The 26,690-nt window shown below is 71.1% G+C and carries 26 protein-coding genes; 5 read left to right on the forward strand and 21 right to left on the reverse strand.

The genetic code is table 11. The annotated features are described in order from the left end of the window. Window positions 1–83 precede the first annotated feature (83 nt). The gene (locus C6A87_RS16800; RefSeq protein ID WP_311113327.1) at window positions 84–755 is read left to right on the forward strand and encodes a phosphoribosyltransferase; all 672 of its coding nucleotides are present in this window, start codon (window positions 84–86) and stop codon (window positions 753–755) included. Window positions 756–761: 6 nt separating this feature from the next. On the opposite strand, the gene C6A87_RS16805 is transcribed toward C6A87_RS16800, so the two are convergent. The 20 genes from C6A87_RS16805 to C6A87_RS16900 all read right to left on the reverse strand — a co-directional run bounded on the left by C6A87_RS16805 (window position 762) and on the right by C6A87_RS16900 (window position 22,050). After that, window positions 762–1,133 (reverse strand): hypothetical protein, encoded by a 372-nt coding sequence (locus tag C6A87_RS16805; RefSeq protein ID WP_311113328.1) that lies wholly within the window; start codon window positions 1,131–1,133, stop codon window positions 762–764. 30 nt (window positions 1,134–1,163) lie between these two features. After that, on the reverse strand, window positions 1,164–1,982 hold the full coding sequence (locus C6A87_RS16810) for a DivIVA domain-containing protein (protein ID WP_311113329.1): 819 nt from the start codon (window positions 1,980–1,982) through the stop codon (window positions 1,164–1,166). A gap of 195 nt (window positions 1,983–2,177) precedes the next feature. Next, window positions 2,178–2,468 carry a YggT family protein gene (locus tag C6A87_RS16815; protein ID WP_003933035.1) on the reverse strand — a complete coding sequence of 97 codons (291 nt, stop codon included), beginning with the start codon at window positions 2,466–2,468 and terminating at the stop codon, window positions 2,178–2,180. A 121-nt stretch (window positions 2,469–2,589) separates the two neighbouring features. Beyond that, window positions 2,590–3,234, reverse strand: coding sequence for a cell division protein SepF (locus tag C6A87_RS16820; protein WP_311113330.1), 645 nt, complete (start codon window positions 3,232–3,234; stop codon window positions 2,590–2,592). Next, window positions 3,231–4,052 (reverse strand): YggS family pyridoxal phosphate-dependent enzyme, encoded by an 822-nt coding sequence (locus C6A87_RS16825; RefSeq protein WP_311113331.1) that lies wholly within the window; start codon window positions 4,050–4,052, stop codon window positions 3,231–3,233. The genes C6A87_RS16820 and C6A87_RS16825 overlap by 4 nt, the downstream gene beginning before the upstream one ends. Next, window positions 4,049–4,759 (reverse strand): peptidoglycan editing factor PgeF, encoded by a 711-nt coding sequence (gene pgeF, locus C6A87_RS16830; protein ID WP_311113332.1) that lies wholly within the window; start codon window positions 4,757–4,759, stop codon window positions 4,049–4,051. Before pgeF ends, C6A87_RS16825 begins: the two co-directional genes overlap by 4 nt. A 20-nt stretch (window positions 4,760–4,779) precedes the next feature. Then, complete coding sequence (gene ftsZ, locus C6A87_RS16835; protein ID WP_311113333.1) at window positions 4,780–5,955, reverse strand: cell division protein FtsZ; 1,176 nt, start codon at window positions 5,953–5,955, stop codon at window positions 4,780–4,782. Between the two features lie 190 nt (window positions 5,956–6,145). Then, a complete protein-coding gene (locus C6A87_RS16840) occupies window positions 6,146–7,039 on the reverse strand; it encodes an FtsQ-type POTRA domain-containing protein (protein WP_311113334.1) in 894 nt (297 codons plus the stop codon). Next, the gene (gene murC, locus C6A87_RS16845; protein WP_311113335.1) at window positions 7,036–8,466 is read right to left on the reverse strand and encodes a UDP-N-acetylmuramate--L-alanine ligase; all 1,431 of its coding nucleotides are present in this window, start codon (window positions 8,464–8,466) and stop codon (window positions 7,036–7,038) included. The genes C6A87_RS16840 and murC overlap by 4 nt, the downstream gene beginning before the upstream one ends. Next, complete coding sequence (gene murG, locus C6A87_RS16850; RefSeq protein ID WP_311113336.1) at window positions 8,463–9,629, reverse strand: undecaprenyldiphospho-muramoylpentapeptide beta-N-acetylglucosaminyltransferase; 1,167 nt, start codon at window positions 9,627–9,629, stop codon at window positions 8,463–8,465. The genes murC and murG overlap by 4 nt, the downstream gene beginning before the upstream one ends. Then, window positions 9,626–11,131, reverse strand: a complete 1,506-nt coding sequence (gene ftsW, locus C6A87_RS16855) for a putative lipid II flippase FtsW (protein ID WP_396837104.1) — start codon at window positions 11,129–11,131, stop codon at window positions 9,626–9,628. The genes murG and ftsW overlap by 4 nt, the downstream gene beginning before the upstream one ends. 77 nt (window positions 11,132–11,208) lie before the next feature. Beyond that, entirely contained in the window at window positions 11,209–12,660 is a 1,452-nt protein-coding gene (murD, locus tag C6A87_RS16860) for a UDP-N-acetylmuramoyl-L-alanine--D-glutamate ligase (RefSeq protein WP_311113338.1), read from the reverse strand. Window position 12,661: 1 nt separating this feature from the next. Then, window positions 12,662–13,741 carry a phospho-N-acetylmuramoyl-pentapeptide-transferase gene (gene mraY / locus C6A87_RS16865; protein ID WP_311113339.1) on the reverse strand — a complete coding sequence of 360 codons (1,080 nt, stop codon included), beginning with the start codon at window positions 13,739–13,741 and terminating at the stop codon, window positions 12,662–12,664. Then, window positions 13,738–15,255 (reverse strand): UDP-N-acetylmuramoyl-tripeptide--D-alanyl-D-alanine ligase, encoded by a 1,518-nt coding sequence (murF, locus tag C6A87_RS16870; RefSeq protein ID WP_311113340.1) that lies wholly within the window; start codon window positions 15,253–15,255, stop codon window positions 13,738–13,740. The genes mraY and murF overlap by 4 nt, the downstream gene beginning before the upstream one ends. Continuing rightward, window positions 15,252–16,769, reverse strand: coding sequence for a UDP-N-acetylmuramoyl-L-alanyl-D-glutamate--2,6-diaminopimelate ligase (locus C6A87_RS16875; RefSeq protein ID WP_311113341.1), 1,518 nt, complete (start codon window positions 16,767–16,769; stop codon window positions 15,252–15,254). The genes murF and C6A87_RS16875 overlap by 4 nt, the downstream gene beginning before the upstream one ends. A 63-nt stretch (window positions 16,770–16,832) precedes the next feature. Next, window positions 16,833–18,731 carry a penicillin-binding protein 2 gene (locus tag C6A87_RS16880; RefSeq protein WP_311113342.1) on the reverse strand — a complete coding sequence of 633 codons (1,899 nt, stop codon included), beginning with the start codon at window positions 18,729–18,731 and terminating at the stop codon, window positions 16,833–16,835. After that, a complete protein-coding gene (locus C6A87_RS16885) occupies window positions 18,728–19,768 on the reverse strand; it encodes a hypothetical protein (protein ID WP_311113343.1) in 1,041 nt (346 codons plus the stop codon). The genes C6A87_RS16880 and C6A87_RS16885 overlap by 4 nt, the downstream gene beginning before the upstream one ends. Before the next feature lie 2 nt (window positions 19,769–19,770). Next, complete coding sequence (gene rsmH, locus C6A87_RS16890) at window positions 19,771–20,919, reverse strand: 16S rRNA (cytosine(1402)-N(4))-methyltransferase RsmH (RefSeq protein ID WP_311113344.1); 1,149 nt, start codon at window positions 20,917–20,919, stop codon at window positions 19,771–19,773. Further along, a complete protein-coding gene (locus tag C6A87_RS16895; RefSeq protein WP_003933051.1) occupies window positions 20,894–21,328 on the reverse strand; it encodes a division/cell wall cluster transcriptional repressor MraZ in 435 nt (144 codons plus the stop codon). The genes rsmH and C6A87_RS16895 overlap by 26 nt, the downstream gene beginning before the upstream one ends. Before the next feature lie 317 nt (window positions 21,329–21,645). Beyond that, window positions 21,646–22,050 carry a DUF3040 domain-containing protein gene (locus C6A87_RS16900; RefSeq protein WP_311113345.1) on the reverse strand — a complete coding sequence of 135 codons (405 nt, stop codon included), beginning with the start codon at window positions 22,048–22,050 and terminating at the stop codon, window positions 21,646–21,648. A 237-nt stretch (window positions 22,051–22,287) separates the two neighbouring features. Between C6A87_RS16900 and C6A87_RS16905 the strand changes: the two genes are divergently transcribed. The 4 genes from C6A87_RS16905 to C6A87_RS16920 all read left to right on the forward strand — a co-directional run bounded on the left by C6A87_RS16905 (window position 22,288) and on the right by C6A87_RS16920 (window position 26,355). Then, entirely contained in the window at window positions 22,288–22,887 is a 600-nt protein-coding gene (locus C6A87_RS16905; RefSeq protein ID WP_311113346.1) for a GNAT family N-acetyltransferase, read from the forward strand. A 28-nt stretch (window positions 22,888–22,915) separates the two neighbouring features. Further along, on the forward strand, window positions 22,916–23,611 hold the full coding sequence (locus tag C6A87_RS16910) for an LppM family (lipo)protein (RefSeq protein ID WP_311113347.1): 696 nt from the start codon (window positions 22,916–22,918) through the stop codon (window positions 23,609–23,611). Between the two features lie 79 nt (window positions 23,612–23,690). After that, window positions 23,691–24,770: a bifunctional (2E,6E)-farnesyl/geranyl diphosphate synthase gene (idsA2, locus tag C6A87_RS16915; RefSeq protein ID WP_311113348.1), complete on the forward strand. Its 1,080-nt coding sequence runs from the start codon at window positions 23,691–23,693 to the stop codon at window positions 24,768–24,770. 4 nt (window positions 24,771–24,774) lie between these two features. Next, entirely contained in the window at window positions 24,775–26,355 is a 1,581-nt protein-coding gene (locus tag C6A87_RS16920) for an alpha-(1->6)-mannopyranosyltransferase A (RefSeq protein WP_311113349.1), read from the forward strand. On the opposite strand, the gene C6A87_RS16925 is transcribed toward C6A87_RS16920, so the two are convergent. Next, complete coding sequence (locus C6A87_RS16925; RefSeq protein ID WP_311113350.1) at window positions 26,276–26,680, reverse strand: Rv2175c family DNA-binding protein; 405 nt, start codon at window positions 26,678–26,680, stop codon at window positions 26,276–26,278. The two genes, C6A87_RS16920 and C6A87_RS16925, sit on opposite strands and share 80 nt — an antisense overlap. Between the last annotated feature and the right edge of the window lie 10 nt (window positions 26,681–26,690).

Genomic DNA, 26,690 nt, shown 5'->3' on the forward strand with positions numbered 1-26,690 from the left:
AGGGATGTCGGTAACCATTCGGCGCCGCCGCGGCCGCGGATTGCCGCCGACGGCACGAGGGTATTCCGCCACGGGACGAAAAGATGGCCGACAGGAACCGCACCTTCCGGGACCGCCGCGACGCGGGACAGGTCCTGGCGCGCGACCTCGCCCGGCATCGCGGCGAACCGGACCTGCTGGTGCTCGGCCTGGCCCGCGGCGGGGTGCCGGTGGCCTGGGAGGTCGCCCGCGAGCTGCACGCACCGCTGGACGTGTGCCTGGTGCGCAAGCTCGGGGTACCGCAGTGGCCCGAACTCGCGATGGGCGCGCTGACCAGTGGCGGGATGGTGCTCAACGACGACCTGGTGCGCGACCTCGGCATCGCCGACAGCGCGGTGCGCGAGGCGGTGGACCGCGAGACCACCGAACTGCACCGCCGCGAACAGGCCTACCGCGGCGATCGTGATCCGCTGATGCTGCAGGCCCGTACGGTGATCCTGGTCGACGACGGCCTCGCCACCGGGGCCAGCATGACCGCGGCCGTCCGCGCCGCGCGGCGGTCGGGGGCGCGGCGGGTGATCGTCGGGGTACCGGTCGGGCCGGCATCGGTCTGCCGGCGGCTGCGCACCGAGGCCGACGAGGTGGTGTGTTCGACGATGCCGCCCGATTTCCGCGCGGTCGGCCAGGTGTTCGCCGACTTCCACCAGGTCAGTGACGACGAGGTGCGCGACCTGCTCGCCACCCCGGCCGACGGGCAGGAGTCGGCCCACCGCTGAGCGCGGTCAGTTCTTCGGCGTCTCGCCGTCGCTGCGGGTCTCGGGTTCGACGTCCACCGCGGCGGGGTCCTCGGCGGCCGACCCGGCAGGCGGCTCGTCGAGAGTCCCGTCGTAGTCCTCGGCGATCGGCGCCTCGTCCGGATAGTGCTCGTATTCGGACCCGGCCGATTCGGGATCATCGGAATCAGTTGCCGCCGAGTCGGATTCGTCGTCCGAATTCCGGTTCGACCGCTCCCGCAGCGCGTCGACGATCAACAGGATCACGCCGATGGCGCTGGCCGCGATGCAGACCCACGCGATGAGTTCGTTGCTGGTGACCACCGCCATCACCAACGCCGCCAGGCCGATGACGGCCAGGACGAGCGCGGCGATCAGCATCGGTCGGACCCGGTTCGCAGCCGCACGTGACTAGTTGTTGCCCCGGTTGAACTGGTTCAGGCCACCGTCGTTGCCGGCACCGGTGTCCACGGGGGCCGCCGAGCCACGCGAGCCGAGCTCTTCGAGCTGAGACTCCAGGTAGGTCTTGAGGCGGGTGCGGTACTCGCGCTCGAAGGTGCGCAGCTGTTCGAGCCGCGCTTCGAGCACCGTGCGCTGCTGGTTGATGGTGCCCATGATCTCGGAATGCTTGCGCTCGGCGTCGGCCTGCAGGGCGTCGGCCTTCTCCTGGGCCTGGCGCAGCTGGGTCTCCGACCGGCTCTGCGCATCGGCGAGCATCGCGTCGGCGCGCTGACGCGCCTCCGTCACCGTGGTCTCGGCGGTCTGGCGGGCCTCGGTGACCATCGCGTCGGCCTGGGCGCGGGCGTCGGCGAGCATCTTCTCCGACTCGGCCTTGGCGCTGTTGGTCAGGCGGTCCGCGGTGTCCTGGGCCAGGCTGAGCACCTTGGCCGCCCGCAGATGCTGGTCCTCGGGAACCGGCGCCGCGGCCTGCGCGGGCGGGGCCTCGTAGGCCGGCTCGGGCGTCGGAGCCGGTGCGGGTTCGGGCTCCGGCTCGTAGACTGGCAGCGTCTGGGTCGGCTGGGAAGCGCCTTCGCCGGCACGGGCCTGACCCAGTTCCTGGTCCAGCTCGGCTACCCGCTGACGCAGGTCACTGTTCTCCTCGATGAGGCGGGACAGCTCGTTCTCGACGAGGTCGAGGAACGCGTCGACCTCGTCCTCGTTGTAGCCGCGCTTACCAATGGGTGGCTTGCTGAATGCCACGTTGTGCACGTCGGCAGGAGTGAGCGGCATTGTCTGCCCCCTTGAAGTCTGGACCGTCAACTGAATTCGAAGTGTAAAGCCTTGCTTGCAACGTAACTGGCGTCCATCCTGTCACACCAGACCCGGCGGTTGCAGGCGAGGTCGATAATTAATATCCAAACCCGACATTCCGCTGGTTGCGCCCAGCGCCCGGTGCCGAGGTTTCACCCCGCCGCCGGCATGCGGTCAGACCGCCGCCCCGAACGCGAGCTGCATGCCGATGAACGCGAGCAGGAGCAGCACCATGATCGACAGGTCGAAGCGCACCGCACCGATCGTGAGCTGCGGAATCAGCCGTCGCAGCAGCTTCACCGGCGGGTCGGTCAGCGACATGATGATCTCCAGGATCACCACCGTGGCCCCGCGCGGATGCCAGTCCCGGCTGAACGAGCGGATGAACTCGACCACGACCCGGGCGATCAGCAGGAGCCAGAAAACGAACAGCGCGAAACCCAGGATCTCGAAGAAGAGCGCCAACTAAGCCGACCTCACTCAGGCAGATGTGTGACTTTGACTACAGGCTGCGGACGCAGCCCGAGTCGCTTCGGGCGACAACGCCCGCGCGACGCCGCCAGCCTACCCGGGGTGACCGGGAGGGTTACTGGTAGGCGTAGAAGCCCGCCTCGGCGATGCGCCTGCGCTGCTCGGCGGTCACGTCGACGTCGGCCGGGGAGAGCAGGAAGACCTTGGTGGCCACCTTGTCGAACGAGCCGCGCAGCGCGAATGCCAATCCGGCCGCGAAGTCGACCAGGCGCTTGGCGTCGGCGTTGTCCATCGAGACCAGGTCCATGATCACCGGGGTGCCGTCGCGGAAGCGCTCGCCGATGGTGCGGGCCTCGCTGTAGTCCTTGGGGCGCAGCGTGGTGATCTTCGCCATCGGGCTGCCCGCCTCGAACAGCTCGGCCATCCCCCGCGGGTCCATTGCCAGTGCGCCGCGCGTCGAACCCCGCATCGCACCGAGACGCGGTGGGGTGCGGTCGAATTCGCGCGGGCCGCGCAACCGCGGCTCGAAGCGGGCGTCGTCGAAGCCGCCCCGGTAGGGAGCCGGCTCGTCGTACTCACGACGCCGCTCGTCGGCCGGTCCGTCATAGCCACGCACGTAGCTCTCGTCCTCGAAGCGGTCCTCGCGGGGACGCCGGTAGCCGCGTCCGGCGGCGCGGTCGTCGTCCTCGTAGTAGTCGTCCTCGTAGTCGTCCAGCGGCGCCATACCGAAGTAGGCCTTGACTTTGTGCAGTGTGCTCATTGTGAGGACCCTTCGTGCGGAGAAGACTCAGGAAAGTTCGGCAAGTTTGGTGTCTGTGATGACGATGTGACTGGTGTGACTACTTCCGGTGACGTTAGCGGTCGCGATCCCAGGAGCGCGGTACCGACACGCACACAAGTAGATCCGTGTCGGATCGCCGTTTCGAGATCGCCGGACATGCCGGCGGACAGCCCGAGACGTTGCTGATAACCGCGTTGCACCCGGTCAATCTCCTGCTCCAGCCGGGCGAACGCTTCGCTGGCATCGGAGTTCAGCGGCGGGATCGCCATCAGTCCGACGAACTCCAGACCGGGTGCGGCATCGATCGCGCCGCACAGGTCGTCGACCCGGCCCGACGCGGCGACGTCGACCCCACCCCTGGTCTCGTCTCCGTCCAGACTCACCTGCAGGTACACCCGCAGCGGCGCGGGCCGCCGGTCCTCGTCCAGCGCCTCGGCGGCGGCCCGGTCCAGCGCCGCGATCACCTTGGGGCTGTCCACCGAGTGCGCCGCGTACGCCCACTGGGCCACCGACCGCGCCTTGTTGCGCTGGATCCGCCCCACCATGTGCCAACGCAGCGGCGCTCCCCCGACGAGTTCGCCGACCTCCTCGATCTTGGCGGTCGCCTCCTGGTCGCGGGACTCCCCGAACGCCGAGCACCCCAGCCGGTGCAGCGCGACCACGTCGGTGGCCGGGAAGAACTTGGTCACCGGCAGCAGTTCGATCTCGTCGCTGTCGCGGCCCGCGGCCTCGGCGGCCCGCGCGACCCGGTCCTGCAGCGCCCGCAGCGCGCGGCCGAGGTCGTCCTCGCGCGTCACGGCGCAGGCTCCAGCCAGATCACCGAGGCCATCCGCCCGGTCGGCGCGTCGCGACGGTGACTGAACAGCTTGGTGTCCTCGACCGTGCACCGGGGGTCCACGTCGATCGACCGTACGCCGAGCGCGCGCAGCTGCGCCACGATGCCGGCCCGCAGATCCAGCCCCGCCGTGCCGCGCTGCGTCGTGGTGCGGCTACCCGGCAGCGCACGCTCCACCTCGGCGGCCATCTGCTCGGGCACCTCGTAGTTGCGGCCGCTGACGGCGGGACCGAGCAGCACCGACACGTCGCCGACGGTGGCTCCGAGGTCCGTCATGGTCCGCAGCGCCCGCGCGACGATGCCCGCGGCGGCGCCCACCCGGCCTGCGTGCACCGCGGCCACGACCCCGGCGCGGGCGTCTGCCATCAGCACCGGCACGCAGTCCGCGGTCACCACCGCCAGACCCAATCCCGGGGTGGTGGTCACCAGGCCGTCGGTGGCGTCGACCGTCTCACCGCCGCGGTCGACCACGGCGACGTCGGCGCTGTGCACCTGGTTCATCCACACGATGCCGTCGCCGAGACCGAGCGTCGTGGCGAGCCGGCGCCGGTTGGCCGCCACCGCCGCCGGGGCGTCACCGACGTGGTCGCCGAGGTTGAAGGTCGCGAACGGCGGCTTGGAGACACCACCCGCGCGGGTGGTGGTCACGCGTCTGACCCGGAATGTCACGGGCGGAAACCTCCGGCCGCTCAGTGGCGCATGAACGGCGGCACGTCGACGTCGTCGTCGGAGATGCCACCGTCGTCACCGCCGCCGATCCGCACCGTCGCGCCGTTGGTGTGCCCGGCAGGCACACTCGCCGGATCGGCCGGGTCGAAGATCGACGAGTTCACCCGGCCGGCCTTGCCCGGCGCGATCGGCTGGTTCGCCGCCGCCGCGGCGGCGGCCGTCTCACCGGTGACCGGCTTGCGTCCGGGTCCCGCGGCGTCGAAGCCCGCGGCGATGACCGTGACGCGCACCTCGTCGCCGAGCGAGTCGTCGATGACGGTGCCGAAGATGATGTTGGCCTCGGGGTGGGCCGCTTCCTGCACCAGCGACGCGGCCTCGTTGATCTCGAACAGGCCCAGGTCGCTGCCGCCGGCCACCGACAGCAGCACGCCCAGGGCGCCCTCCATCGACGCCTCCAGCAGCGGGGAGTTGATCGCGATCTCGGCGGCCTTGAGCGCCCGGCCGTCGCCGCGCGCCGAGCCGATGCCCATCAGCGCGGTGCCCGCGGAGCTCATGACGCCCTTGACGTCGGCGAAGTCCACGTTGATCAGGCCCGGCGTGGTGATCAGGTCCGTGATGCCCTGCACGCCGTTGAGCAGCACCTCGTCGGCGCTGCGGAACGCGTCCATCAGCGACACCGCGGCGTCACCCATCTGCAGCAGCCGGTCGTTGGGGATGACGATCAGCGTGTCGCAGCTCTCGCGCAGCGACGCGATGCCGTCGGCGGCCTGGTTGCTGCGCCGCTTGCCCTCGAACGAGAACGGACGCGTCACCACACCGACGGTCAGCGCGCCCAGCTTGCGGGCGATCGACGCGACCACCGGCGCGCCGCCGGTGCCGGTGCCGCCACCCTCACCGGCGGTCACGAACACCATGTCGGCGCCGCGCAGCAGCTCCTCGATGTCGTCCTTGGCGTCCTCGGCGGCCTTGCGGCCCACTTCCGGGTCCGCACCCGCGCCGAGACCGCGGGTGGAATCGCGGCCGACGTCGAGCTTGACGTCGGCATCACTCATCAACAGCGCTTGCGCGTCGGTGTTGATCGCAATGAACTCGACGCCCTTGAGACCCTGTTCGATCATCCGGTTGACGGCGTTGACGCCGCCGCCACCGATGCCGACCACCTTGATCACAGCGAGGTAATTATGCGGGGGGGTCATCGAACGCCCTTCCTGCCTGGTTTGTAGGTCCTGTAGCGGATAACCGCTGGAGCAAACCCTCAACCTCAACCAGAGGCTTAGAGTTATGTCAAGTTGTTCCGCGCAACCAGAACGTTAGGGGTGGTCACCACGCACGCCGGGCAGGCGCGCCGAAACGACACGACAAAATTCCGCGATTCCGGCCGCGTCACTACTTGACCGTCGGCAGATCCGGGCTGGAGACGTCGTAGACCTGCCCGGGCTGGGTCAGCAGCGCAGCCAGCTTGAGCGCCTTCTCCTCGGTGCGGTCGGTGGTCCCCCACACCACGGTGCGGCCGTCGACCAGCGTCAGCGTGATCGCCGCCACCGACGGCGCCGACACCCGCCCGACCTGGGCGGCCACGTCGGGCCGCAGCGAGGTCATCACCTGCAGCGCGGCCATCGTCGCCGGATCGTTGGGCCCGGGGTTCTCGGCGTCCAGGTACGGGATGCCCGGCGGCGGCGGCGCGACGGCGAAATCGACCCCGTCCCGGTCGAACAGGTGCACGCCGTCGGGATAGTCCCTGAGCACCACCGGGACCCGTTCGACGATGGTGATCCGCAGCGTCGACGGGTACTGCCGCTGCACGCGGGCCGACGCGATCCGGCGGATACCGGCGACCCGTTCGGCGACGGTGTCGGTGTCGACCTGAAGCAGCGGGGTGCCCGACGTGACGCCGGCCGCGGCCACCACCTCGTCCTGGGTCACCGCCCCCACTCCGACGACCACGACGTTGCGCACCGACATGATCGGCGTGAAGTACAGCAGCAGACCCAGCCCGACCACCAGGACCGCGGCCAGCACGGTCCACATCAGCACCTTGAGCCCGCGGACCGTGCCCCGCCCGAGTGTCCGGGTCTCCGGCGCCGGGGTGCCCATCGCCCGTCGCTTGGCCTCCCTGCGGGCCTGCTCGATCGCGGTCGCCCTGGCCTGCGCGGCGCGGCGCTCCTCGCGCTCGCGCCGGGCCTGGCGCCGTGGGCCCTCGAAATCCTCTGCGGCGTCCTCGGTCTCGGCCGCAGCGTCGGTCGGTGGAGTCGCGGGGCCGTCCTCGGTCGGCTCGGTCATGCCCTGGCGTCCACCTCGGCCAGGATCTCCCGCCCCAACAGGGTCACGTCACCGGCGCCCATCGTGACCACCACGTCGCCGGGCCGGACGATCTCGGCCACCCTTGCGGCCACCGCGGAGAAGTCCGGGATGTAGGTGACCGGGGCCGACACCGCGTCCGCGACGGTGGCCCCGCTGATCCCGGCCAGCGGCTGTTCCCTGGCCGCGTACACGTCGAGCACCACGACCGCGTCGGCGGTGCTCAGCGCCGCGCCGAACTCCGACGCGAAAGCCTCGGTGCGCGAATACAGATGGGGCTGGAACACCACGATGGCGCGCCCCGCGCCCGCCTGTTCGGCGACGGTGCGCAACGCGGTCAGCGTGGCCCGGACCTCGGTCGGGTGGTGGGCGTAGTCATCGAAGACCCGCACCCCGCTGGCGGTGCCCACCAGCTCGAAACGCCTTCGCACACCTTCGAATCCGGCCAGCCCGTCGAGCACGGTGTCCAGGTCCGCGCCCGCCTCCCTGGCTGCCAGCAGCGCACCGAGCGCGTTGAGCGCCATGTGCCGACCCGGGACCGACAGCCGCATCGTGTGCACCCGGCCCTCGTCGGCCAACCGGATCTCGGCGACCGCGCCGGTCCCCTGCTGGGTCCACTCCACCAGCGTCGCGTCGAGGTCCCCTGCGCTGCCGTAACGCAGTACCCGCACCCCGGTGGCCGACACCCGGTCGGCCAGCGCGCGGGCGCCCGGATCGTCGGCGCAGACCACCAGCGCCCCACCGGGTTTGATGCGGGCCGCGAAGTCGTCGAACACCTGGGTGTAGGCCTGCACACTGCCGAAGAAGTCGAGATGGTCGGCCTCGATGTTGGTCACGACCACGATGTCCGGCCGGTATTCGAGCAGCGACCCGTCACTCTCGTCGGCCTCGGCCACGAAACAGGAGCCGCTGCCGTGGTGGGCGTTGGTGCCGGCCTCGCCGAGATCACCGCCGACCGCGAACGACGGGTCGAACCCGCAGTGCTGCAGCGCGACGATCAGCATCGAGGTGGTGGTGGTCTTGCCGTGCGTGCCGGTGACCATCAGCGTGGTGTGCCCGGCCATCAGCTTGGCCAGCACCTCGGGCCGCAGGATCACCGGGATGCCGCGCCGGTGCGCCTCCACCAGCTCGGGGTTGGTCTTCGGGATCGCCGCGTGGGTGGTGACCACCACGGTCGGCCCGCCGGGCAGCATGTCCAGCGCCGACGGATCGTGCCCGATGCGGATCTGCGCGCCCCTGGCCCGCAGCGCGATCACCCCGCGCGAGTCCTTGGCGTCCGATCCCGACACCAGCCCGCCGCGGTCGAGCAGGATGCGGGCGATGCCCGACATCCCTGCGCCGCCGATGCCGACCATGTGCACCCGCTGCAGCTCCGGAGGCAGCTCACCCGGGTGCCGGTGCGTGGTCATCGCCGCACCCGCCGGTCGCCGGTGTGGCGGGCGACCTCCAGGGCCACCTCGGCCACCCGTCGCGCCGCGTCGCGGTGTCCGGCCAGCGCGGCGGCCGCGGTCATCGCGTTGAGCGTGTCCGCGTCGTTGAGCAGCCCGGGCACCGTGCCGGCCACCAATTCCGGTGTCAGCGAACGGTCGTCGACGACGATGCCGCCACCGGCCTCGACCACCGGCAGCGCGTTGAGCCGTTGCTCGCCGTTGCCGATGGGAAGCGGGACATAGATCGCGGGCAGCCCGACGGCGGTGACCTCGGCGACGGTCATCGCCCCGGACCGGCAGACCGCGAGATCGGCTGCCGCATAGGCCAGGTCCATCCGGTCCAGGTACGGCACCGCGACGTACGGCGGATCTCCGGGCTCCGGCGTGCGCAGCTCCAGGGTGTTCTTCGGCCCGTGCGCGTGCAGTACCGAGACACCTTGCCGGGCAAGCTCTTCCGCGGCGCCCGAGACCGCCCGGTTGAGCGACTGCGCGCCCTGGGACCCGCCGAAGACCAGCAGCACCCTGGCGTCGGGCGCGAATCCGAAGTGGGCCCTGGCCTCGGCGCGTAGCGCCATCCGGTCCAGCACGGTGATGGCCTCCCGCACCGGCACCCCCACCACCTCGACGTGCGGCAGGCCCGGATCGGGGACGGCAGCGAGCACGCGCTGTGCCGAACGGGCGCCGACCTTGTTGGCCCAGCCGGCGCTGGCGTTGGCCTCGTGCACCACCACCGGGATCCGCCGGCCGGGACGGGTGCTGCGCGCCGCCAGATACGCGGGCAGCGCGACGTACCCGCCGAAGCCGATCACCACATCGGCGTCGACGCCGTCGAGCACCGCACGTGTCTCGCGCACCGCGCGCCGCACCCGCAGCGGCAACCGGAACAGGTCAGCCGACGGCTTGCGGGGCAGCGGCACCGGGGTGATCAGCTCGAGGTGGTATCCGCGTTGCGGCACCAGCCGGGTCTCCAGACCGCGCGCGGTGCCCAGCGCGGTGATCCGCACGCCGGGATGCAGCGCGGTCAGCGCGTCGGCGACCGCCATCGCGGGTTCGACGTGGCCCGCCGTGCCACCACCGGCAAGAACCACAGAGATTCCCCGGTCGCTCCGCTCCGGCCCCGCCGGGACCGAGATCCCTGTCACCCGTAACGCTGACCTTCCAATGCATGGGCCCGACGGCCCTGATTTCGCCGGGTATCACCGTAGCCGCCGGAGGACCTGCCCGACCGCACCGGGTGCCCGCCGGCCGCCCGCGCGGACCGGCGCTCGGCCCGCTCCGCGGCCTTGCCCGATTTGGCGGCCCTGCCGGCCTTGGCGGTCCTGCCGGATCGGGCCGGCTTGGCAGGTCTCGCGGGGGCCTCGGTCTTGGGCCGTCTGCGCAGCCGGTCACGCAGCGCCTCGGTACGGGTCGGCACGTACGGCGCGGGCAGCGGCAGCCGCAGCAGCCGGTTGACCCGGTCGTCGCGGCCGGCGCGCAGCGCCGCGACCGCCTCCGGTTCGTGCCGGGCGGCGTTGGCCATGATCCCGATCATCAACAGGGTGGTGGCCGTCGACGTGCCGCCCGCCGAGATCAGCGGCAGCTGCAGACCCGTCACCGGGAGCAGACCGACCACGTAGCCGACGTTGATGAACACCTGCGACAGGATCCACAGCGTGGCGGTGGCGGTGAGCAGCTTGAGGAACGGGTCGGCCGAGCGGCGCGCGATACGCATGCCGGTGTAGGCGAACAGGCCGAACAGCAACAGCAGGCCCACCGCGCCGACGAACCCGAGTTCCTCGCCGATGATGGCGAAGATGAAGTCGTTGTGGGCGTTGGGCAGGTAGTTCCACTTCGCAGCGCCCTGGCCCAGGCCGTCACCGAACACCCCGCCGTTGGCCAGCGCGAACCGCGCCTGCCGGGCCTGATATCCCGCGCCCTGGGCGTCGGCGCCGGGGTTCAGCCAGGACTGCACACGAGCCGAGCGGTAGCCCTCGGCGAGCGCGAGTACCAGGCCGGAGACCATCACCGCGCCCAGCGAGGTCAGGAACACCCGCAGTGGCAGGCCCGCATACCAGAGCAGACCCAGCAGGATCACACCCATCGACAGCGTCTGCCCGAGGTCGGGCTGCGCGACGATCAACGCCAGCGCGACCACCGCGGCCGGCACCAGCGGCACCAGCATCTCGCGCAGGCTCGCGTGTTCCATCCGGCGCGCGGCCAGCAGGTGCGCACCCCAGATCGCCAGCGCGATCTTGGCCAGCTCCGAGGGCTGCATCGAGAGCCCGGCCACCACGAACCAGCCACGAGAACCGTTGGCCACCTGGCCGATCCCGGGGATCAGCACCAGGACCAGCAGCACGACGGTGAACGCGAAACCGGCGAAGGCGAAGCGTCGCATCACCGCGATGGGCGTGCGCAGCGCCACGTAGAACGCGAACAGACCGACGACCGTCCAGAGGACCTGCTTGGCGAACACCGCCCACGGCGAGCCGTCCTGGTCGTAGGAATACACCCCCGACGCCGACAGCACCATGGTCAGGCCCATGGTGATCAGCAGTGCGGTGACCGCGACGATCAGGTGGAACGACGTCATCGGCCGGCCCAGCCAGGCGCCGACCCGGGTGCGCGGGAGGTGCAGCGCGGGGGTGGAGTTCCCGCCGGTCACCGCGTCGGCGTCGACGGCCGGGTTCGCGCGACGGTTGCGAAGCCGGTGCAGAATACTGCTCACGTGCGGTCCGCCCGCTACCTGAGCGCGGCGCGGACCGCGGCGGCGAATGCGTCGCCGCGGTGGCCGTAGCCGGTGAACTGGTCGAACGACGCCCCCGCCGGTGCGAGCAGCACCGTGTCCCCGGGCCGGGCCAGGTCGCGTGCCGCGGCGACCACGGCACCCATCAGCGCATCGGCCGGCGCCTGCCCGCCCACCGGTTTCACTCGAGTCACACGAGTAACACCTGACTCATCTTTCTCAAGCATCACAGAATCCTCCCCTGTCACAACCTCCACGACGGGGACATCCGGCGCGTGTCGCGATAACGCCTCACCGACCACCGCGCGGTCCCGGCCCATCAGCACGACGCCGGCCAGCCGATCGGCGGTCGCCACGACGAGCTCGTCGACCGACGCGCCCTTGAGCATGCCGCCGGCCACCCACACCACCCGGGGGAACGCGGTGATCGACGCCTGCGCGGCGTGCGGATTGGTGGCCTTGGAGTCGTCGACATAGGTGATGCCCTCGGCGACCGCGACGACCTCCGCGCGGTGCCTGCCCACCTGAAAGGCCGCCAGGGCGCCGGCGATCGCGGCCGCCGGCACGTCGACCGCCCGGGCCAGCGCCGCGGCGGCGAGCGCGTCGAGCACCCCGACCGGGCCGGCCACCGCGATCGTGTCGGCGGCGGCCAGCACCACGCCGTCGCCGAACGCGTTGTCGACCAGCAGGCCGTCGCGGACCCCGATCTCGCCCGGGCCCGGCTCCCCCAGCCGGAACGCCACCTTCACCGCGGCCGGGGCCGCCGCCAGCAGTTCGGCGGCGATCGCGTCGTCGACCCCGCCCACGGCCACCCGGCCGGTCAGCGCACGGGCCTTGTCCCCGGCGTAGGCCGCCATCGAACCGTGCCAGTCCAGGTGGTCCTCGGCGACGTTGAGCACCGCGCCGGCCTCCGGGTGCAGCGACGGCGCCCAGTGCAGCTGGAAGCTGGACAGCTCGACTGCGAACACCTCGGCCGGCTCGTCCAGTTGCGACAGCACCGGGTCACCGATGTTGCCGCACAGCACCGCGCGCCTGCCCGCCGCGACCAGCATCGCGTGGAGCATCGACGTGGTCGTGGTCTTGCCGTTGGTGCCCGTCACCACCAGCCACTGCCGGGGCGGGCCGAACCGGCCGGAGCGGTCCAGCCGCCAGGCCAGCTCCACGTCCCCCCACACCGGGACGCCTGCGGCGGCCGCGGCGACAGGGATCGGCGCGGTGGGCGGGATACCGGGGCTGACGACCACGAGGTCGAAGTCGGCGATCCGGCCGGCCGCGTTCGCCGGGTCGACGACCTCGGCGCCCCGCTGCGCGGACGCGGTCAGCGCGTTCGGGCTGTCGTCGGTGAGTGTCGCGCGGACTCCGAGAGGGGCCAGCGCGGCCAGCACCGCACGTCCGGTGATGCCGGCACCGACGACGAGCACGGCCGCTCCAGGCGAGATCGGCTGCATGTCAGGCACCGACGGTGGTCAGCCACTCGCTGTAGAACAGGGCCACACCCAGACCGCAGGCGATGGCGGTGAGCAACCAGAACCGGATGATCACGGTGGTCTCGGCCCAGCCCACCAGCTCGAAGTGGTGATGGAACGGCGCCATCCGGAACACCCGGCGGCCGGTGGTGCGGAACGCCAGGATCTGCACCACCACCGAGGTGACCTCGGCGACGAACAGCGCGCCCAGCACAACGGCCAGCATCTCGGTGCGGCTGGTGACCGACAGGCCCGCGATGATGCCGCCCAGGGCCAGCGACCCCGTGTCACCCATGAAGATCTTGGCCGGCGCCGCATTCCACCACAGGAAGCCGATACACGCACCGGCGGTGGCCGCGGCGATGATCGCCAGGTCCAGCGGGTCGCGCACGTTGTAGCACCCGACCCCCGGACTGGTGGCGCACGCGTTGCGGAACTGCCAGAACGTGATCAGCACGTAGGCCGCGCAGACCATCGCCATCGCACCGGCGGCCAACCCGTCGAGGCCGTCGGTGAAGTTCACCGCGTTCGACCAGGCGCTGACCACCACGACGCAGAACAGCACGAACACCGCGGGCGCGAGCGTCACGGTGGCGATCTCGCGGACGTAGGACAGCTCGGCGCTGCCCGGGGTCAGGCCGTCGGCGTTGCGGAACTGCAGGGCCAGCACGCCGAACAGCACCGCGGCGATCAGAATGCCGACGGTCTTGGCGGTCTTGTTCAGCCCGAGGTTGCGGGCGCGGCGGATCTTGATCAGGTCGTCGAGGAAGCCGACCGCGCCGAGCGCGGTGGCCAGCCCGAGCACCAGCAGGCCCGACGCCGACGGGCCCTTGCCGTCGATGAGCACGCCGACCAGGTGCGTGCCGAAGTAGCTGGCCCAGATGCCTGCGACGATCGCGACCCCGCCCATCGACGGGGTGCCGCGCTTCTTGTGGTGGCTGGGCGGCCCGTCCTCGCGGATCTCGTGGCCGAACCCCTGCCGGGTGAACAGCCTGATCAGCACCGGCGTCAGCAGGATCGACACCGTGAGCGCGATCGCGACCGCGATCAGGATCTGCCTCATCGGTCACCGTCGCCGGCGGTGTCGTCCGCTCCCGCCTCGGCCAGCGCATCGGCCAGCGCGCCGAGGCCCGTCGAGTTGGACGCCTTCACCAGCACCACGTCCCCGGGCCGCAGCTCGGCACGCAGGATCTCGAGTGCGGCGTCGGCGTCGGCGACCGGGGTCGCCTCGGAGCCCCACGACCCCTCCATGACCGCGCCGTGCAGCATGGCGCTCATAGGCCTCCCAGATCCGACGACGATGAGTCGAGAGACATCTAATCGCACCGCCAGCCGGCCGATGTGGTCGTGTTCGGTAATCGCGTCGTCGCCGAGCTCGGCCATCTCCCCCAGCACCGCCCAGCTGCGCGCCCGCTCGCCCTGCCGACTCATCCACGCCAGCGCCTTCAGCCCGGCGCGCATCGAGTCCGGGTTGGCGTTGTAGGCGTCGTTGATGATCGTCACCCCGTCGGCGCGCGTGCTGACCTGCATGCGGTGCCGCGACGCCGGACCGGCCCCGGCCAGCGCGGCGGCCACCTGTTCCAGCGTCGCGCCGCACTCCAGCGCGACCGCGGCCGCACACAGCGCGTTGGACACCTGGTGGTCACCGTGCACCGCGAGCGTCACCGGGACCTCGCCGGAGCCGGCGTGCAACGTGAACGACGGCCGGGCCAGCGCGTCGAGCGTCACGCCGTCGGCGCGCACGTCGAGTGCCTCGGCGCCGCGGCCCACCCGGACCACCCGCGCCGAGGTCTTGTCGGCCATCGCGGCCACGGCGGGGTCGTCGGCGTTGAGGATCACCACGCCGGATTCCGGGACCGCCTGCGGGAGTTCGGATTTGGTCGCAGCGATGGCTTCGCGGGAGCCGAACTCACCGAGGTGGGCGGTGCCGACGTTGAGCACCACCGCGATCGACGGTGGGGCGATGCGGGCCAGCGCGGCGATGTTGCCGGGGTGGCGCGCCGACATCTCCAGCACCAGGAAGTCGGTCGAACGTCCGGCCCGCAGCACGGTCCACGGGTGGCCGAGCTCGTTGTTGAAGCTGCCGGGCGGGGCGACGACCTCGCCCAGCGGCGCCAGCAGCGCGGCGATCAGGTCCTTGGTCGAGGTCTTGCCCGACGAACCGGTGATGCCGACGATCGTCAGCCCGTCCGCGACGAGCTCGGCGGCGACCGCGGCGGCCAACCGGGCCAGTGCGGCCAGCACCGCGGCACCCGAGCCGTCGCTGTCGTGTTCGAGAACGCTGGAGGTGCCGACCGCCGCCGGATCCGGGCCCACCGGGTCGACGACGATGGCGGGCACTCCGACCGGGCGCGCCGACAGCACCGCCACCGCACCGGCAGCGACCGCGGTGGCCGCGAAGTCGTGGCCGTCCGCGCGTGCGCCGGGCAGCGCCAGGAAGAGGCCGCCGGGGGTCACCGCGCGCGAGTCGAACTCGACGGAGCCGGTGACCATGGTCGTGGCCGCGTCCTCGGCGGACACGTCAGCCAGCCGGCCGCCGACGATCTCGGCGATCCGTGCCAGCGAGAGCTCGATCACCGTTGCACCTCCAGCGCTGCGGCCAGTTCGTCACGGTCGTCGAACGGCCGGGTCTGCCCGTGGCTGGTCTGTCCGGCCTCGTGACCCTTGCCCGCGATCAGCACCACGTCGCCGGCCCGGGCCCACGCCACCGCGTGCTCGATCGCCGCGCGGCGGTCACCGATCTCGACCACCTCGGCGCGCGCACCGGTCGCGCCGGCCAGGATCGCCGCCCGGATCAGGGCCGGATCTTCGTCGCGGGGGTTGTCGTCGGTCACCACCACCAGGTCGGCCAGCTCGGCGGCCACCCGGCCCATGGGTTCCCGCTTGCCCTGGTCACGGTTGCCGCCCGCACCGAACACCACCGCCACACGGCCGGCGCTCTGCTCGCGCAGCGTCTTCAGCACCGCCTGCAGCGCGCCCGGCTTGTGGGCGTAGTCGACCAGCGCCAGGAACGGCTGGCCCCGGTTCACCGCCTCCAGCCGGCCGGGCACCGTCGCGTCCCGCAAGCCCGGCGCCGCTTGGTCGGGCGAGACGCCGACCGCGTCCAGCAGCGCGACCGCGAGCAGGCAGTTGGCCACGTTGTAACTGCCGGGCAGGCCGATCTCGAGGCCGTGGTGCACACCGGCGGGATCGACCGCGAGGAAGTCCTGCGCGCCGTTGCCGGCGTTGCGGACCTGCTCGACGCTCCAGTCGGCGGGGCCGGTCGCGCTGACGGTGACGGGGTGGTCGGCGCGGGCCGCCATGGCCCGGCCCCACTCGTCGTCGACGCAGATCACCGACTGCGCGGCGTGGACCGGGGACGCCGGGTCGAACAGCCGGGCCTTGGCCTCGAAGTAGTCCTCCATCGTCGGGTGGAAGTCCAGGTGGTCGCGGGACAGATTGGTGAACCCGCCGACGGCGAACGACACCCCGTCCACCCGCCCGAGCGCCAGCGCGTGGCTGGACACCTCCATCACGACGGTGTCCACGCCGCGCTCCAGCATGGTCGCGAGCAGCGCCTGCAGATCGGGGGCCTCCGGGGTGGTCAGCCCGCCGGGCTGCTGGTGGCCGTCGATGCGCACCCCGACGGTGCCGATCAGCCCGGCGACGCGGTCGGCCGAGCGCAGCCCGGCCTCGACCAGATAGGTGGTGGTGGTCTTGCCCGACGTCCCGGTGACGCCGATGACGCGCAGTTTCTCCGACGGCCGGCCGTAGACGGCCGACGCGAGCTCCCCCAGCACCGCCCTGGGCTGCGGATGCACCATGATCGGCACACCCGACAGGCCGGCGGCGGCGATCTCGTCGACCCCCGCGGCGTCGGTGAGCACCGCGACCGCTCCCCGGTCCACCGCGTCGGCGGCGTACCGGCCGCCGTGCGCCCGGGCACCCGGCAGCGCGGCGAACAGGTCACCGGGGCGCGCGTCCTGACCGCGCAGCGTGACGCCGGTGATCAGGATGTCGGGGGTCGGGCCCCCGCCTGCGGGTACGGCCGCGACCAGATCGGCCAGTACGCCGAGGGCGAGACCGGCGGGACGGCTGGGACGCAGATTCATGGCCATGACACAGTACCGATCTCGCCGGGCTGCTTACGCATTCGCGCCGGAGGGTGCCGGACGTCAGTCCGCTTGCAGCGTCAGCGGGGCACCCGGATCCGCCGACAGCGGCACGTTCTCCCGCTGCAGCAGCCAGGAGGCGATGTCGTGGAACAGCGGTGCGGCCGAGGAACCGGGCGTGCCGTCGGCGGCGCGATGCGGGGCGTCGAGCATCACGCCGATCACATAGCGCGGATCGTCGGACGGGGCCATGCCCGCGAAGGTGATCCAGTAGACGTCGTCGTAGTAGCACCCGCAGGCCGGGTTGATCTGCTGGGCCGTGCCGGTCTTGCCTGCGATCTGGTAGCCCTCGACGGCGGCCTGCGGGCCGGTGCCCTGCTGGATGCCGCGCGGATCACGCTGCACCACCGACCGGAACATGTCGCGCACCGTGCGCGCCGTCTCGGCCGACACCACGCGCACACCCTCCGGTCGCGGCTCTTCGGAGCGGGCGCCGTCGGGGGCGACGATGTCCTTGATGATGCGGGGCGGAATCCGCACCCCGTCGTTGGCGATGGCCTGGTAGATGCCCGTCATCTGCAGCAGCGTCATCGAAAGGCCTTGGCCGATGGGCAGGTTGGAGAACGTGCTGCCCGACCACTGGTCGATCGGCGGCACCAGGCCCGCACTCTCGCCGGGCAGCCCGACGCCGGTGCGCTGCCCGAGCCCGAACATCTTGAGCATCTCGGCGAAGCGCTCCGGGCCCAGGCGCTGGGCCAGCATCAGCGTGCCGACGTTGGAGGACTTCCCGAACACGCCGGTCGTGGTGTACGGCATCACGCCGTGGTCCCATGCGTCGCCGACCGTGACTCCGCCCATGTTGATCGAGCCCGGCACCTGAAGCACCTCGTCGGGCGTGGTCAGCCCGTTCTCGATCACCGCGGCGGCGGTGATCATCTTGTTCACCGAGCCCGGCTCGAACGGGGAGGACACCGCCAGGTTGCCCAGTTGCCTGCCCTTCTGCCGGCTCAGGTCCTGGGCCGGGTTGAAGGTGTTGTCGTTCGCCATCGCCAGCACTTCGCCGGTTTTGGCGTCGAGCACCACCGCCGAGGCGTTCTTGGCCCCGGAGGCGTCCTTGGCCATCTGCACCTGCTGCTGCACGTGGAACTGGATGTCGTCGTCGATGGTGAGCGTGACCGTGGACCCGTTGACCGCGTCGTGGCGGTTGCGGTAACTGCCCGGGATGACCACGCCGTCGGACCCGCGGTCGTAGGTCACGGAGCCGTCGGTGCCCGCGAGCACCGAGTCCAGCGAGTCCTCCAGACCGAGCAGACCGTGCCCGTCCCAGTCGATACCGCCGATGATGTTGGCGGCCAGCACCCCGCCGGGGTACTGGCGCAGATCCTGGCGTTCGGCGCCGACCTCGGGGAACTTGGTGGTGATCGCGTCGGCGATCGCCGGATCGACCGCGCGGGCCAGGTAGACGAACGTCTCGTTGCTGCGCAGCTTCTTCAGCACGGTCGCGGTGTCCGGCGTGCCCGCCAGCCGCGAGGACACCTCGGCGGCGATCTCGCGCAGTCGGGCGTCGGGGTCGGGTGCGTCATCGGTGTTGAGCTCGGCGCTCTTGGCGAACGCCTCCTCCAACTGCTTGCGCACCCGGACCGGCTGGAAGGTCAGCGCCCTGGCCTCGGTCGTGAAGGCCAGCTTGTCGCCGTTGCGGTCGACGATCGAGCCGCGCAGCGCCGGGTCGATGTCGGTGACCTTGAGCTGACCGGCCGCCTCGGCGCGCAGGCCCTCGGCGCGCGGCACCTGCAGCGTGAACAACTGGGCTGCCGCGACCACCAGCAACAGGAAGATCACCGCGTTGCCGGTGCGGTGCCGGAAGACGAAAGACGCACTGCGCAAACCGGTTTGCGTGGCGACCTGCCGAGTGCGCCGGGACCTGGCCGACCGCTCCTGGTTGGGCTCCTTGGCGCGGCTCACGCGGGCGCCTCGGGGACGATCACCGGGGGTGCGGCCTGCTCGGGTCCCGGGAGTGTCAGCGGGGCGGCCGGGTCGATCAGCGGGCCGATCTCCAGCGGCTGCACGGGTCCGGGCACCGGCAGCTCACCCGAGACGGCGTGCGGTACTTCGCCGTTCGGGTCAACCGGAGGAAGCGGAAGAGGCAGCGGCTGCCCCAGCGGGGGCATCGCGCCGGGAACCGCGGGCGGTGTCACCGCCATCGGCAGCCGGACCGGCACCTCGCGCGGTTCGACGACGCGCGGCGCGGGCGGTGCCGGTGGGGCCGGTTCCGGCAGCGGCGCGTTCAGCGGCGGCGGCGGAACGCCTTCGGCCGGCTTGGGCGTGCCGACGACGATCCAGTTCCCGGCCGGATCCTGCACCAGGTGTGCGGTGTTGCGCGACGGAATCATCCCCAGGTTGCGGGCCGCCTCGGCCAGCGCCGGCGGGGCCTGGGCCTGCAACACGTCGCGCTCGAGAGCTTCCTTCTGTTGCATCAGCGCCTGATTCACCTGGCGGGCGGCGCCCAGCTGGTAGGAGCGTTCGGCGGCGTCGGTGGACAGCCACAGAGTCACTCCCAGCCCGAGGCCGAGGGCTCCGATGATCAGCACGACGAACGGCACCCGCGCGACCAGGCGGCGCGGGTTCAGGTCGATCGACGCCAGCCGGATCAGGATCCGCTGGCGCAACGGCGTCTTGACGACCTTGGGCGCCTTCGCCTTCCGCGCCTTGGCTCGCGCCTTGGCCTGGCTGGCGCTCTTCGGGCGCGCCGGCACGTCCTTGGGGCGGGCGACCGGCGTGGTGCGCGGCGCGGACCGCTGCGGCCGCGGATCGCGGGTCGGCCTGCTGCCGCGGGACGGCGATTCGACCGGCACCCGTCGGTTCTCGCGCGCTGCCCTGCGCGTGTCCTTGGACTTCACCGTCTCCCGGCCGGAGCGGGCGGATCGCCCTGCCGACCGGGAAGGGCGGGCGGACCCGCCGGGCGCTGCCGCGGTCTTGCGCGTCGGCTTCTTCGCCTTCATCGCTACTGTCCCCCCACTTTCTCCAACGCGCGCAACCGGACCGGGGCGCTTCTGGGATTACGTTCGATCTCCTCGGCATCGGCGCGTTCGGCGCCCCGGGTCAGCGCGACGAATCTCGGCCCGTGCCCGGGCAGTTCGACGGGCAGGCCCGGCGGCGTGCGCGAGGCGGTGGCGGCGGCGAACTCGGTCTTGACGATCCGGTCCTCCAGGGACTGGTAGGCCATCACTGCGATCCGCCCGAGCGGGCGCAGCAGCTCCAGCGCAGCCGGTATCGCCAACCGCAGCGATTCCAGCTCGGCGTTCACCTCGATCCGCAGGGCCTGGAAGGTGCGCTTGGCGGGGTGACCGCCGGTGCGCCGGGCCGGGGCCGGGATGGCCTGATAGAGAAGTTCGACGAGTTCGCCGGTGGTGGTGAACGGGGTGACCGCGCGGCGCCGGACCACGAAGGACGCGATCCGGCCGGCGAACTTCTCCTCGCCGTATTCGCGCAGCACCCGGGCCAGCGCCCTCTCGTCGTAGGTGTTGAGGACCTGCGCGGCCGTCAGGTCGGAGCCCGCGTCCATGCGCATGTCCAGCGGCGCGTCGGCCGAGTACGAGAACCCTCGTTCGGCGCGGTCGAGCTGCATCGAGGAGACCCCGAGATCGAACAGCACCGCGTCGACTCCCGTTGCCGCGCCGGGGATCTGCTCCGCGGCTTGCTCGACGGCCTGCTCGATGCCGTCGTAGCGGGTACGCACCAGCGCGACCCGATCCGCGAATCGGGCCAGCCGGCGTCCTGCGATCTGCAGCGCGTCGGGATCACGGTCGAGGCCGATCACCCGCACCGCGGGGAACTGCGTCAGGAACCGCTCGGAATGGCCGCCGGCGCCCAAGGTGGCGTCGACGAGGATCGCACCTTCCCCGTCGGCGCTCGTCCGGGTCAGTGCGGGGGCCAGCAGCTCGACACAGCGGTCGAGCAGGACCGGGACATGAGGCTGGTCATCCACCATGGTTGCGCTCTGTGAGATAGGGGCGGCCCCTGCAGTGAGGTCCCTGTCCGAGAGCGCGGACCTGACGTCGGGGAAGTACGTCAGGGCCGGTTCGGGCAGAGGCCGCACTGCACGGGCCTGCGGGCCGGTGGCCAGATCAGAGGATGTCGCCGAGTGCTTCATCGCTGGCCGCGGAGAAGTTCTCTTCGTGAAGCTCCTGGTATTCCTGCCATGCCTGGGCGTCCCAGATTTCCAGGAACCCGATCGAACCCGTCACGACGCAGTCCTTGGTCAGGTTCGCGTAGCGGCGGTGTTCGGCAGACAGCGTGATGCGGCCTTGTGAATCCGGGTACTGCTCGTCGGTGCTCGCGGCCAGGTTGCGCAGGTAGGCGCGGGCCTGGGGGTTGCCGCGCTTGGCCCGGGCCGAGATGTCGGCGATCATCTCTTCGAACTCGGCCCTCGGGTGGACAGCCAGGCTGTGATCTTGGCTCTTGGTGACCATCAACCCTCCTGCCAGCGCGTCGCGGAATTTGGCGGGCAACGTCAGTCGCCCCTTGTCATCGAGCTTGGGCGTGTAGGTGCCGAAGAACATCTCGTCACCTCGCAGACCTTGCTCAAGCCTTGCCTCAACGGAACCCCGGTCGCTCCGTTGTCCGCCACTTTACCCCACAATCCCCCACTTTGCTCCAAATCTCCCCGCGAGTGTTGTCCCACGCCCCACTCCGAGGGGAACGCAGGGGATCAGCACGCCACCGAGCCGGCACCGACCCCCCGCAGGCGCAGAAAAACGCCAGCTCACAGCGGCGCTTCGGCACCGCGGGGCCGGTGGGGCGTAGTGGGGCAAAAAAGCGTTGTGGGGCAAAAAAGAAGGGGCAGCCCTATGGGCTGCCCCTGATCAGAAAGTCGGAATCACTCGTCGAACCGGCGCCGGAAGCGGTCTTCCATCCGGCTGGTGAACGACCCGCCGCCACCCTTGACCCGCTTGTTGGGCCGGGTCGCTCCGCCTTCGCCGGCCGCCCGGTCACCCTTGGCCACGGTCGGGCCGGTGATCGCGAAGATCACGCCGCCGAACATGATGATGAAGCCGATCACCGACAGCACGGGCAGGCTGCCGATCCAGGTCGCGTTCCACGCCACACCGGCAACCAGCATCGCCAGCCCGAGCACGAACAACGCCGCGCCCTGCAGGCGGCGGCGAGTCGACGGTGCGCGCAGAGTCCCGCCACGAACGCTCGACGCGAACTTCGGGTCCTCGGCATAGAGCGCGCTCTCGATCTGGTCGAGCATGCGCTGCTCATGATCGGAGAGTGGCATTCGTCCCTCCCTCTTGCCGTGGGGGCGTCGCAGTCGTCGGAGTGTCGGATGCCCGCGAGTACGGACACTTAACAGTAATGATACGAGGTCGATCTGAGCCGTACCACCTAGTTCGCTGCACGATTCTATGACGTGCGCCGCTCGCGGCGGTCACTGCCTCGCCCATCCCCTGCCGGTTCTGCCGTCCGGCCGATAATGGGTCTCGGCCACACGTTCACCTTCAGGAGGGGCAGACACTTGGCGGCACGTCTGATCGATCTGTCGCCCGGCGATATGCAACAGCGCCTCGGCGACGCTTTGGCGGTGTACGTGGACGCCATGCGTTACCCGCGCGGCACCGAGGATCAGCGCGCGTCGATGTGGCTCGAGCACATTCGCCGACGCGGCTGGAAGGCCGTCGCGGCGATCGAGGTGCCCGACTCCGCCGAGGTGGCCGGCACCCCAGAGGCTCCCGGATCCGCCCCGATGCTCGGCATCGCCTACGGCTACTGCGGTGCCCCCGACCAGTGGTGGCAGCAACAAGTGGTGTCCGGCCTGCAGCGCAACGGCGCCGACCGCAGCGACATCGCCGAGCTGATGAAGAGCTACTTCGAACTGACCGAACTGCACATCCATCCCCGCGCGCAGGGGCAGGGGCTCGGTGAGGCGCTGATCCGCCGACTGCTCGACGACCGACCCGAGCAGCACGTGCTGCTGTCCACCCCGGAGATCATCGGCGAGGACAACCGGGCCTGGCGGCTTTACCGCCGACTGGGCTTCACCGACATCATCCGCGGCTACCACTTCGCCGGCGATCCGCGCGCGTTCGCCATCCTGGGCCGCGCGCTACCGCTGTGATCCGGACCCGATCTGGCACGATGACCGGGTGCTGACCCGTCAACGCACCCGCAGACGCCTGCTGGCGCTGGTGTTGCTCCTGCTGGTCGTCGCGCCGTCGCTGATCGGCTGCGTGCGCGTGCGGGCCTCGATCACCGTCTCCCCCGACGACCGGGTGTCCGGACAGATCGTCGCGGCGGCCATCCCCCGCGACGACGACGACAAGGGCCCGCAGCTGCTCAACAACCTGCCGTTCGCGCAGAAGGTCGCGGTGTCCGAGTACAGCCGCGACGACTTCGTCGGTTCGCAGGCCGTGTTCTCCGACCTGACCTTCGCCGAACTGCCGCAGCTGGCCAGCATGAGCCGCGACGCCGCGGGCGTGGACATCTCGCTGCGCCGGGCAGGCGACCTGGTGATCCTGGAAGGCCGGGCGGACCTGACCTCACTGAGCGACCCCGAGGCCGACGTGTCGTTGTCGGTCGCGTTCCCCGGCGAGGTCACCTCCACCAACGGCGACCAGATCTCATCCTCGGTCGTCGAGTGGAAGATGCGCCCAGGAGTCGTCAGCACGATGAACGCGCAGGCCCGCTACACCGACCCCAGCGCCCGGTCGTTCACCGGCGCGGCGATCTGGCTCGGGCTCGCGTCGCTGCTGGTCGCCGCCGCCGTCGGGTGGCTGGCCTACGCGAACCGGGACCAGTCGCCCAAGCCCGGCGACGCGCCGGACCCGGCGCGCCAACCCTGACGTTCTCCCTCCGGGGTCACAGGCTCTACGCTGAGCAGTCGGGGGCTTTAGCACATAGTGAAAGGGGCGCCCGCTGAGCGTGGATGCATCGGCACCGTCAGCCGCCGAGCTGGCAGCGGCCGTCACCGAACAGCTGCGTGAATACCTGCACGAGCGCCGCCGGGATGCGGCGTACATCGGCGCGGACTACTCGGTGCTGACCGAGGCCGTCGAGGAGTTCGTGTTGCGCGGCGGCAAACGCCTGCGACCGGCCTTCGCGTACTGGGGCTGGCGCGCGGTCGCCGGAACGGAACCAGGTCCCGAGGTGCTGCGACTGTTCTCGGCGCTCGAGCTGCTGCAGGCCTGCGCGCTCGTCCACGACGACGTGATCGACGCCTCCGCCACCCGGCGGGGGCTGCCGACCGTGCACCGGATCTTCGCCGACCGCCACCGCGACAACCACTGGCTGGGCTCCTCGGAGCAGTTCGGCCTGTCCGCGGCGATCCTGCTCGGGGACGTCGCGCTGGTGTGGGCCGACGACATCGTCGCCGGCGCCGACATCGGCCCCGACGCGCACCGCCGCGTGCAACGGGTGTGGAGCGCCATCCGCACCGAGGTGCTCGGCGGCCAATACCTCGACATCGTCAACGAGGCCACCGGCGCAGAAACCGTCGAGGCCGCGCTGACCGTGAACATCTACAAGACCGCGTCGTACACGATCTCGCGTCCCCTGCAACTCGGCGCCGCCGCGGCCGCCGACTGCCCCGAGGTGCTGTCGGCGTTCCACGAGCTCGGCACCAACCTCGGGGTGGCGTTCCAGCTGCGCGACGACGTCCTAGGCGTGTTCGGCGATCCCGCCGTGACGGGCAAACCGTCCGGCGACGACCTGAGGTCGGGCAAGCGCACCGTGCTGCTCGCCGAGTCGATCCAGCTCGCGGAGAAGAGCGATCCCGTCGCCGCCGAGCTGCTGCGCGGCTCGGTCGGCACCGAACTGACCGAGGTTCAGGTCAAGGAGCTGTGCCTGGCGATCGAATCGGTCGGCGCGCTGGCCGCCGTCGAACGCCGCATCGGCACCCTGACCCGGCGGGCGCTGGAGATCCTCGACACCGCGCCCATCGACCTCCAGGCCAAGGCCGGGCTGAGCGAGCTCGCCAGATTGGCCGCGAACCGGTCCGCCTAGGAGCATGACGACACCCACCACGGCCCCGCGCACCGACCTGTCGGCACACCTGCGGCGCCTCAGAGACTTCACGCTGTCCCCACAGGCACGGCCCGCGCTGGTCGGCGCCCTCGGCGCGGTGCTGATCACCGTCGGCGCCACCGGCGCCGGCAGCACCCGACTCCACGACCCGCTGCTGGAGTCGATGCACATGTCGTGGCTGCGGTTCGGGCACGGACTGGTGGTGTCCTCGCTACTGCTGTGGACCGGGGTGGCGCTGATGCTGCTGGCGTGGCTGTGGCTGGGCCGCCGGGTCGTGGACCGCACCGCCTCCGAGTACACGATGAGGGCGACCACCGCGTTCTGGCTGGCTCCGCTGCTGCTCAGCGTTCCGGTGTTCAGCCGCGACACGTACTCCTACCTGGCCCAGGGCGCACTGCTGCGCGACGGCTTCGACCCGTACGTGGTCGGGCCGGTGGTCAACGTGAACTCGTTGCTGGACAACGTCAGTCCCATCTGGACGACGACCACCGCGCCGTACGGGCCGGCGTTCATCCTGGTCGCGAAGTTCGTCACGATGCTGGTCGGCGACGACGTCGTGGCAGGGACCATGCTGCTGCGCCTGTGCATGCTGCCCGGCCTGGCGCTACTGATCTGGGCCGCGCCGCGGATCGCCCGCCGTGTCGGCGGCAACGGGCCCGCCGCGCTGTGGATCTGCGTGCTCAACCCGCTGGTGATCATCCACCTGATGGGTGGCGTGCACAACGAGATGCTGATGGTCGGGCTGATGGCCGCAGGCATCGCGCTGTGCCTGGCCGGGCGCAACATCGGGGGCGTCACCCTGATCGCCGTCGCCGTCGCGGTGAAGGCCACCGCGGGACTGGCGCTTCCCTTCATGGTGTGGGTGTGGGCCCGCGCGCTGCGCGAGCGCCGCGGCTTCTCGCCGGCGAAGTCCTTCGCGGTCGCGGCGGCCGGCTCGGTGGTCGTCTTCGTCGCGGTGTTCGCGGTGCTGTCGCTGGCCGCCGGTGTCGGATTGGGCTGGCTGACCGCGCTCGCCGGTTCGGTGAAGATCATCAACTGGCTGACCATCCCGACCGCGACCGCCAACCTCGTCAACTCTGTCGTCGGCCTCGTCCTGCCCGTGAACTTCTACGCGGTGCTGGAGACCACCCGCATCATCGGGATCGGGATCATCGCGATCTCGGCGCCGGTGCTGTGGTGGCGTTACCGCCACTCCGACCGGGACGCGCTGAAGGGCATCGCGCTGCTGATGGCCGTGGTCGTGCTGTTCGTCCCCGCGGCGCTGCCCTGGTACTACACATGGCCGCTGGCGGTCATCGCCGCGCTGGCCACCTCCAGGCGGTCGATCGCGCTGATCGCCGCGTTCTCCACCTGGATCACCGTGATCTGGCGACCCGACGGCGCGCACGGCATGTACTCATGGGGTCACGTGCTGCTGTCCCTGGCCTGCGCGGCGGCGGCCTGGTATTGGCTGGCCAAGGCCCCGGAGAGCCCCGCCGACGCGGTCAGTACGCCATCGCCTGCGCGCGACGAACCACCTCACGGGCCTGATGCGAGTGCAGCGCATCGACCGGCCGGGCGTTGACCACCTCTTCGGTCGAGCCGTCGCGCCGGATCGTCAGCGTCGGGTCCGGCGTGAACAGCCAGCGGATGATCTCTGATTGCGTGTAGCCGCCGTCGCGCAGCACCACCAGGAGCCCGGGCAGGCTCCTGACGACGTGCCCGTCGGAATCGAAGAACGCCTCGGGCACCACGATGATCCCGCCGCGCCGCACCGCGACCAGGTGTCCGTCGCGGAGCTGCTGATGGACCTTGGTCACCGCGGTGCCCAACAACTGGGCCACCGTGGGGAGGTCGTAGACGGGCTCGTCGGGATCGAGGACATCCTCGGCAGTCGGAATGCTGCTCATCGCACAAAGT

It is taken from the genome of Mycobacterium sp. ITM-2016-00317, from assembly GCF_002968295.1.
Lineage (GTDB): Bacteria > Actinomycetota > Actinomycetes > Mycobacteriales > Mycobacteriaceae > Mycobacterium.

Bases quoted from the DNA above. Each gene is read 5' to 3' on its own strand.
- C6A87_RS16800 (WP_311113327.1), top strand. From the start codon at position 84: ATGGCCGACAGGAACCGCACCTTCCGGGACCGCCGCGACGCGGGACAG.
- C6A87_RS16805 (WP_311113328.1), bottom strand. From the start codon at position 1,133: ATGCTGATCGCCGCGCTCGTCCTGGCCGTCATCGGCCTGGCGGCGTTG.
- C6A87_RS16810 (WP_311113329.1), bottom strand. From the start codon at position 1,982: ATGCCGCTCACTCCTGCCGACGTGCACAACGTGGCATTCAGCAAGCCA.
- C6A87_RS16820 (WP_311113330.1), bottom strand. From the start codon at position 3,234: ATGAGCACACTGCACAAAGTCAAGGCCTACTTCGGTATGGCGCCGCTG.
- ftsZ (WP_311113333.1), bottom strand. From the start codon at position 5,955: ATGACCCCCCCGCATAATTACCTCGCTGTGATCAAGGTGGTCGGCATC.
- C6A87_RS16840 (WP_311113334.1), bottom strand. From the start codon at position 7,039: ATGACCGAGCCGACCGAGGACGGCCCCGCGACTCCACCGACCGACGCT.
- murC (WP_311113335.1), bottom strand. From the start codon at position 8,466: ATGACCACGCACCGGCACCCGGGTGAGCTGCCTCCGGAGCTGCAGCGG.
- murD (WP_311113338.1), bottom strand. From the start codon at position 12,660: ATGCAGCCGATCTCGCCTGGAGCGGCCGTGCTCGTCGTCGGTGCCGGC.
- mraY (WP_311113339.1), bottom strand. From the start codon at position 13,741: ATGAGGCAGATCCTGATCGCGGTCGCGATCGCGCTCACGGTGTCGATC.
- C6A87_RS16875 (WP_311113341.1), bottom strand. From the start codon at position 16,769: ATGAATCTGCGTCCCAGCCGTCCCGCCGGTCTCGCCCTCGGCGTACTG.
- C6A87_RS16885 (WP_311113343.1), bottom strand. From the start codon at position 19,768: ATGAAGGCGAAGAAGCCGACGCGCAAGACCGCGGCAGCGCCCGGCGGG.
- rsmH (WP_311113344.1), bottom strand. From the start codon at position 20,919: ATGAAGCACTCGGCGACATCCTCTGATCTGGCCACCGGCCCGCAGGCC.
- C6A87_RS16895 (WP_003933051.1), bottom strand. From the start codon at position 21,328: ATGTTCTTCGGCACCTACACGCCCAAGCTCGATGACAAGGGGCGACTG.
- C6A87_RS16900 (WP_311113345.1), bottom strand. From the start codon at position 22,050: ATGCCACTCTCCGATCATGAGCAGCGCATGCTCGACCAGATCGAGAGC.
- C6A87_RS16920 (WP_311113349.1), top strand. From the start codon at position 24,775: ATGACGACACCCACCACGGCCCCGCGCACCGACCTGTCGGCACACCTG.
- C6A87_RS16925 (WP_311113350.1), bottom strand. From the start codon at position 26,680: ATGAGCAGCATTCCGACTGCCGAGGATGTCCTCGATCCCGACGAGCCC.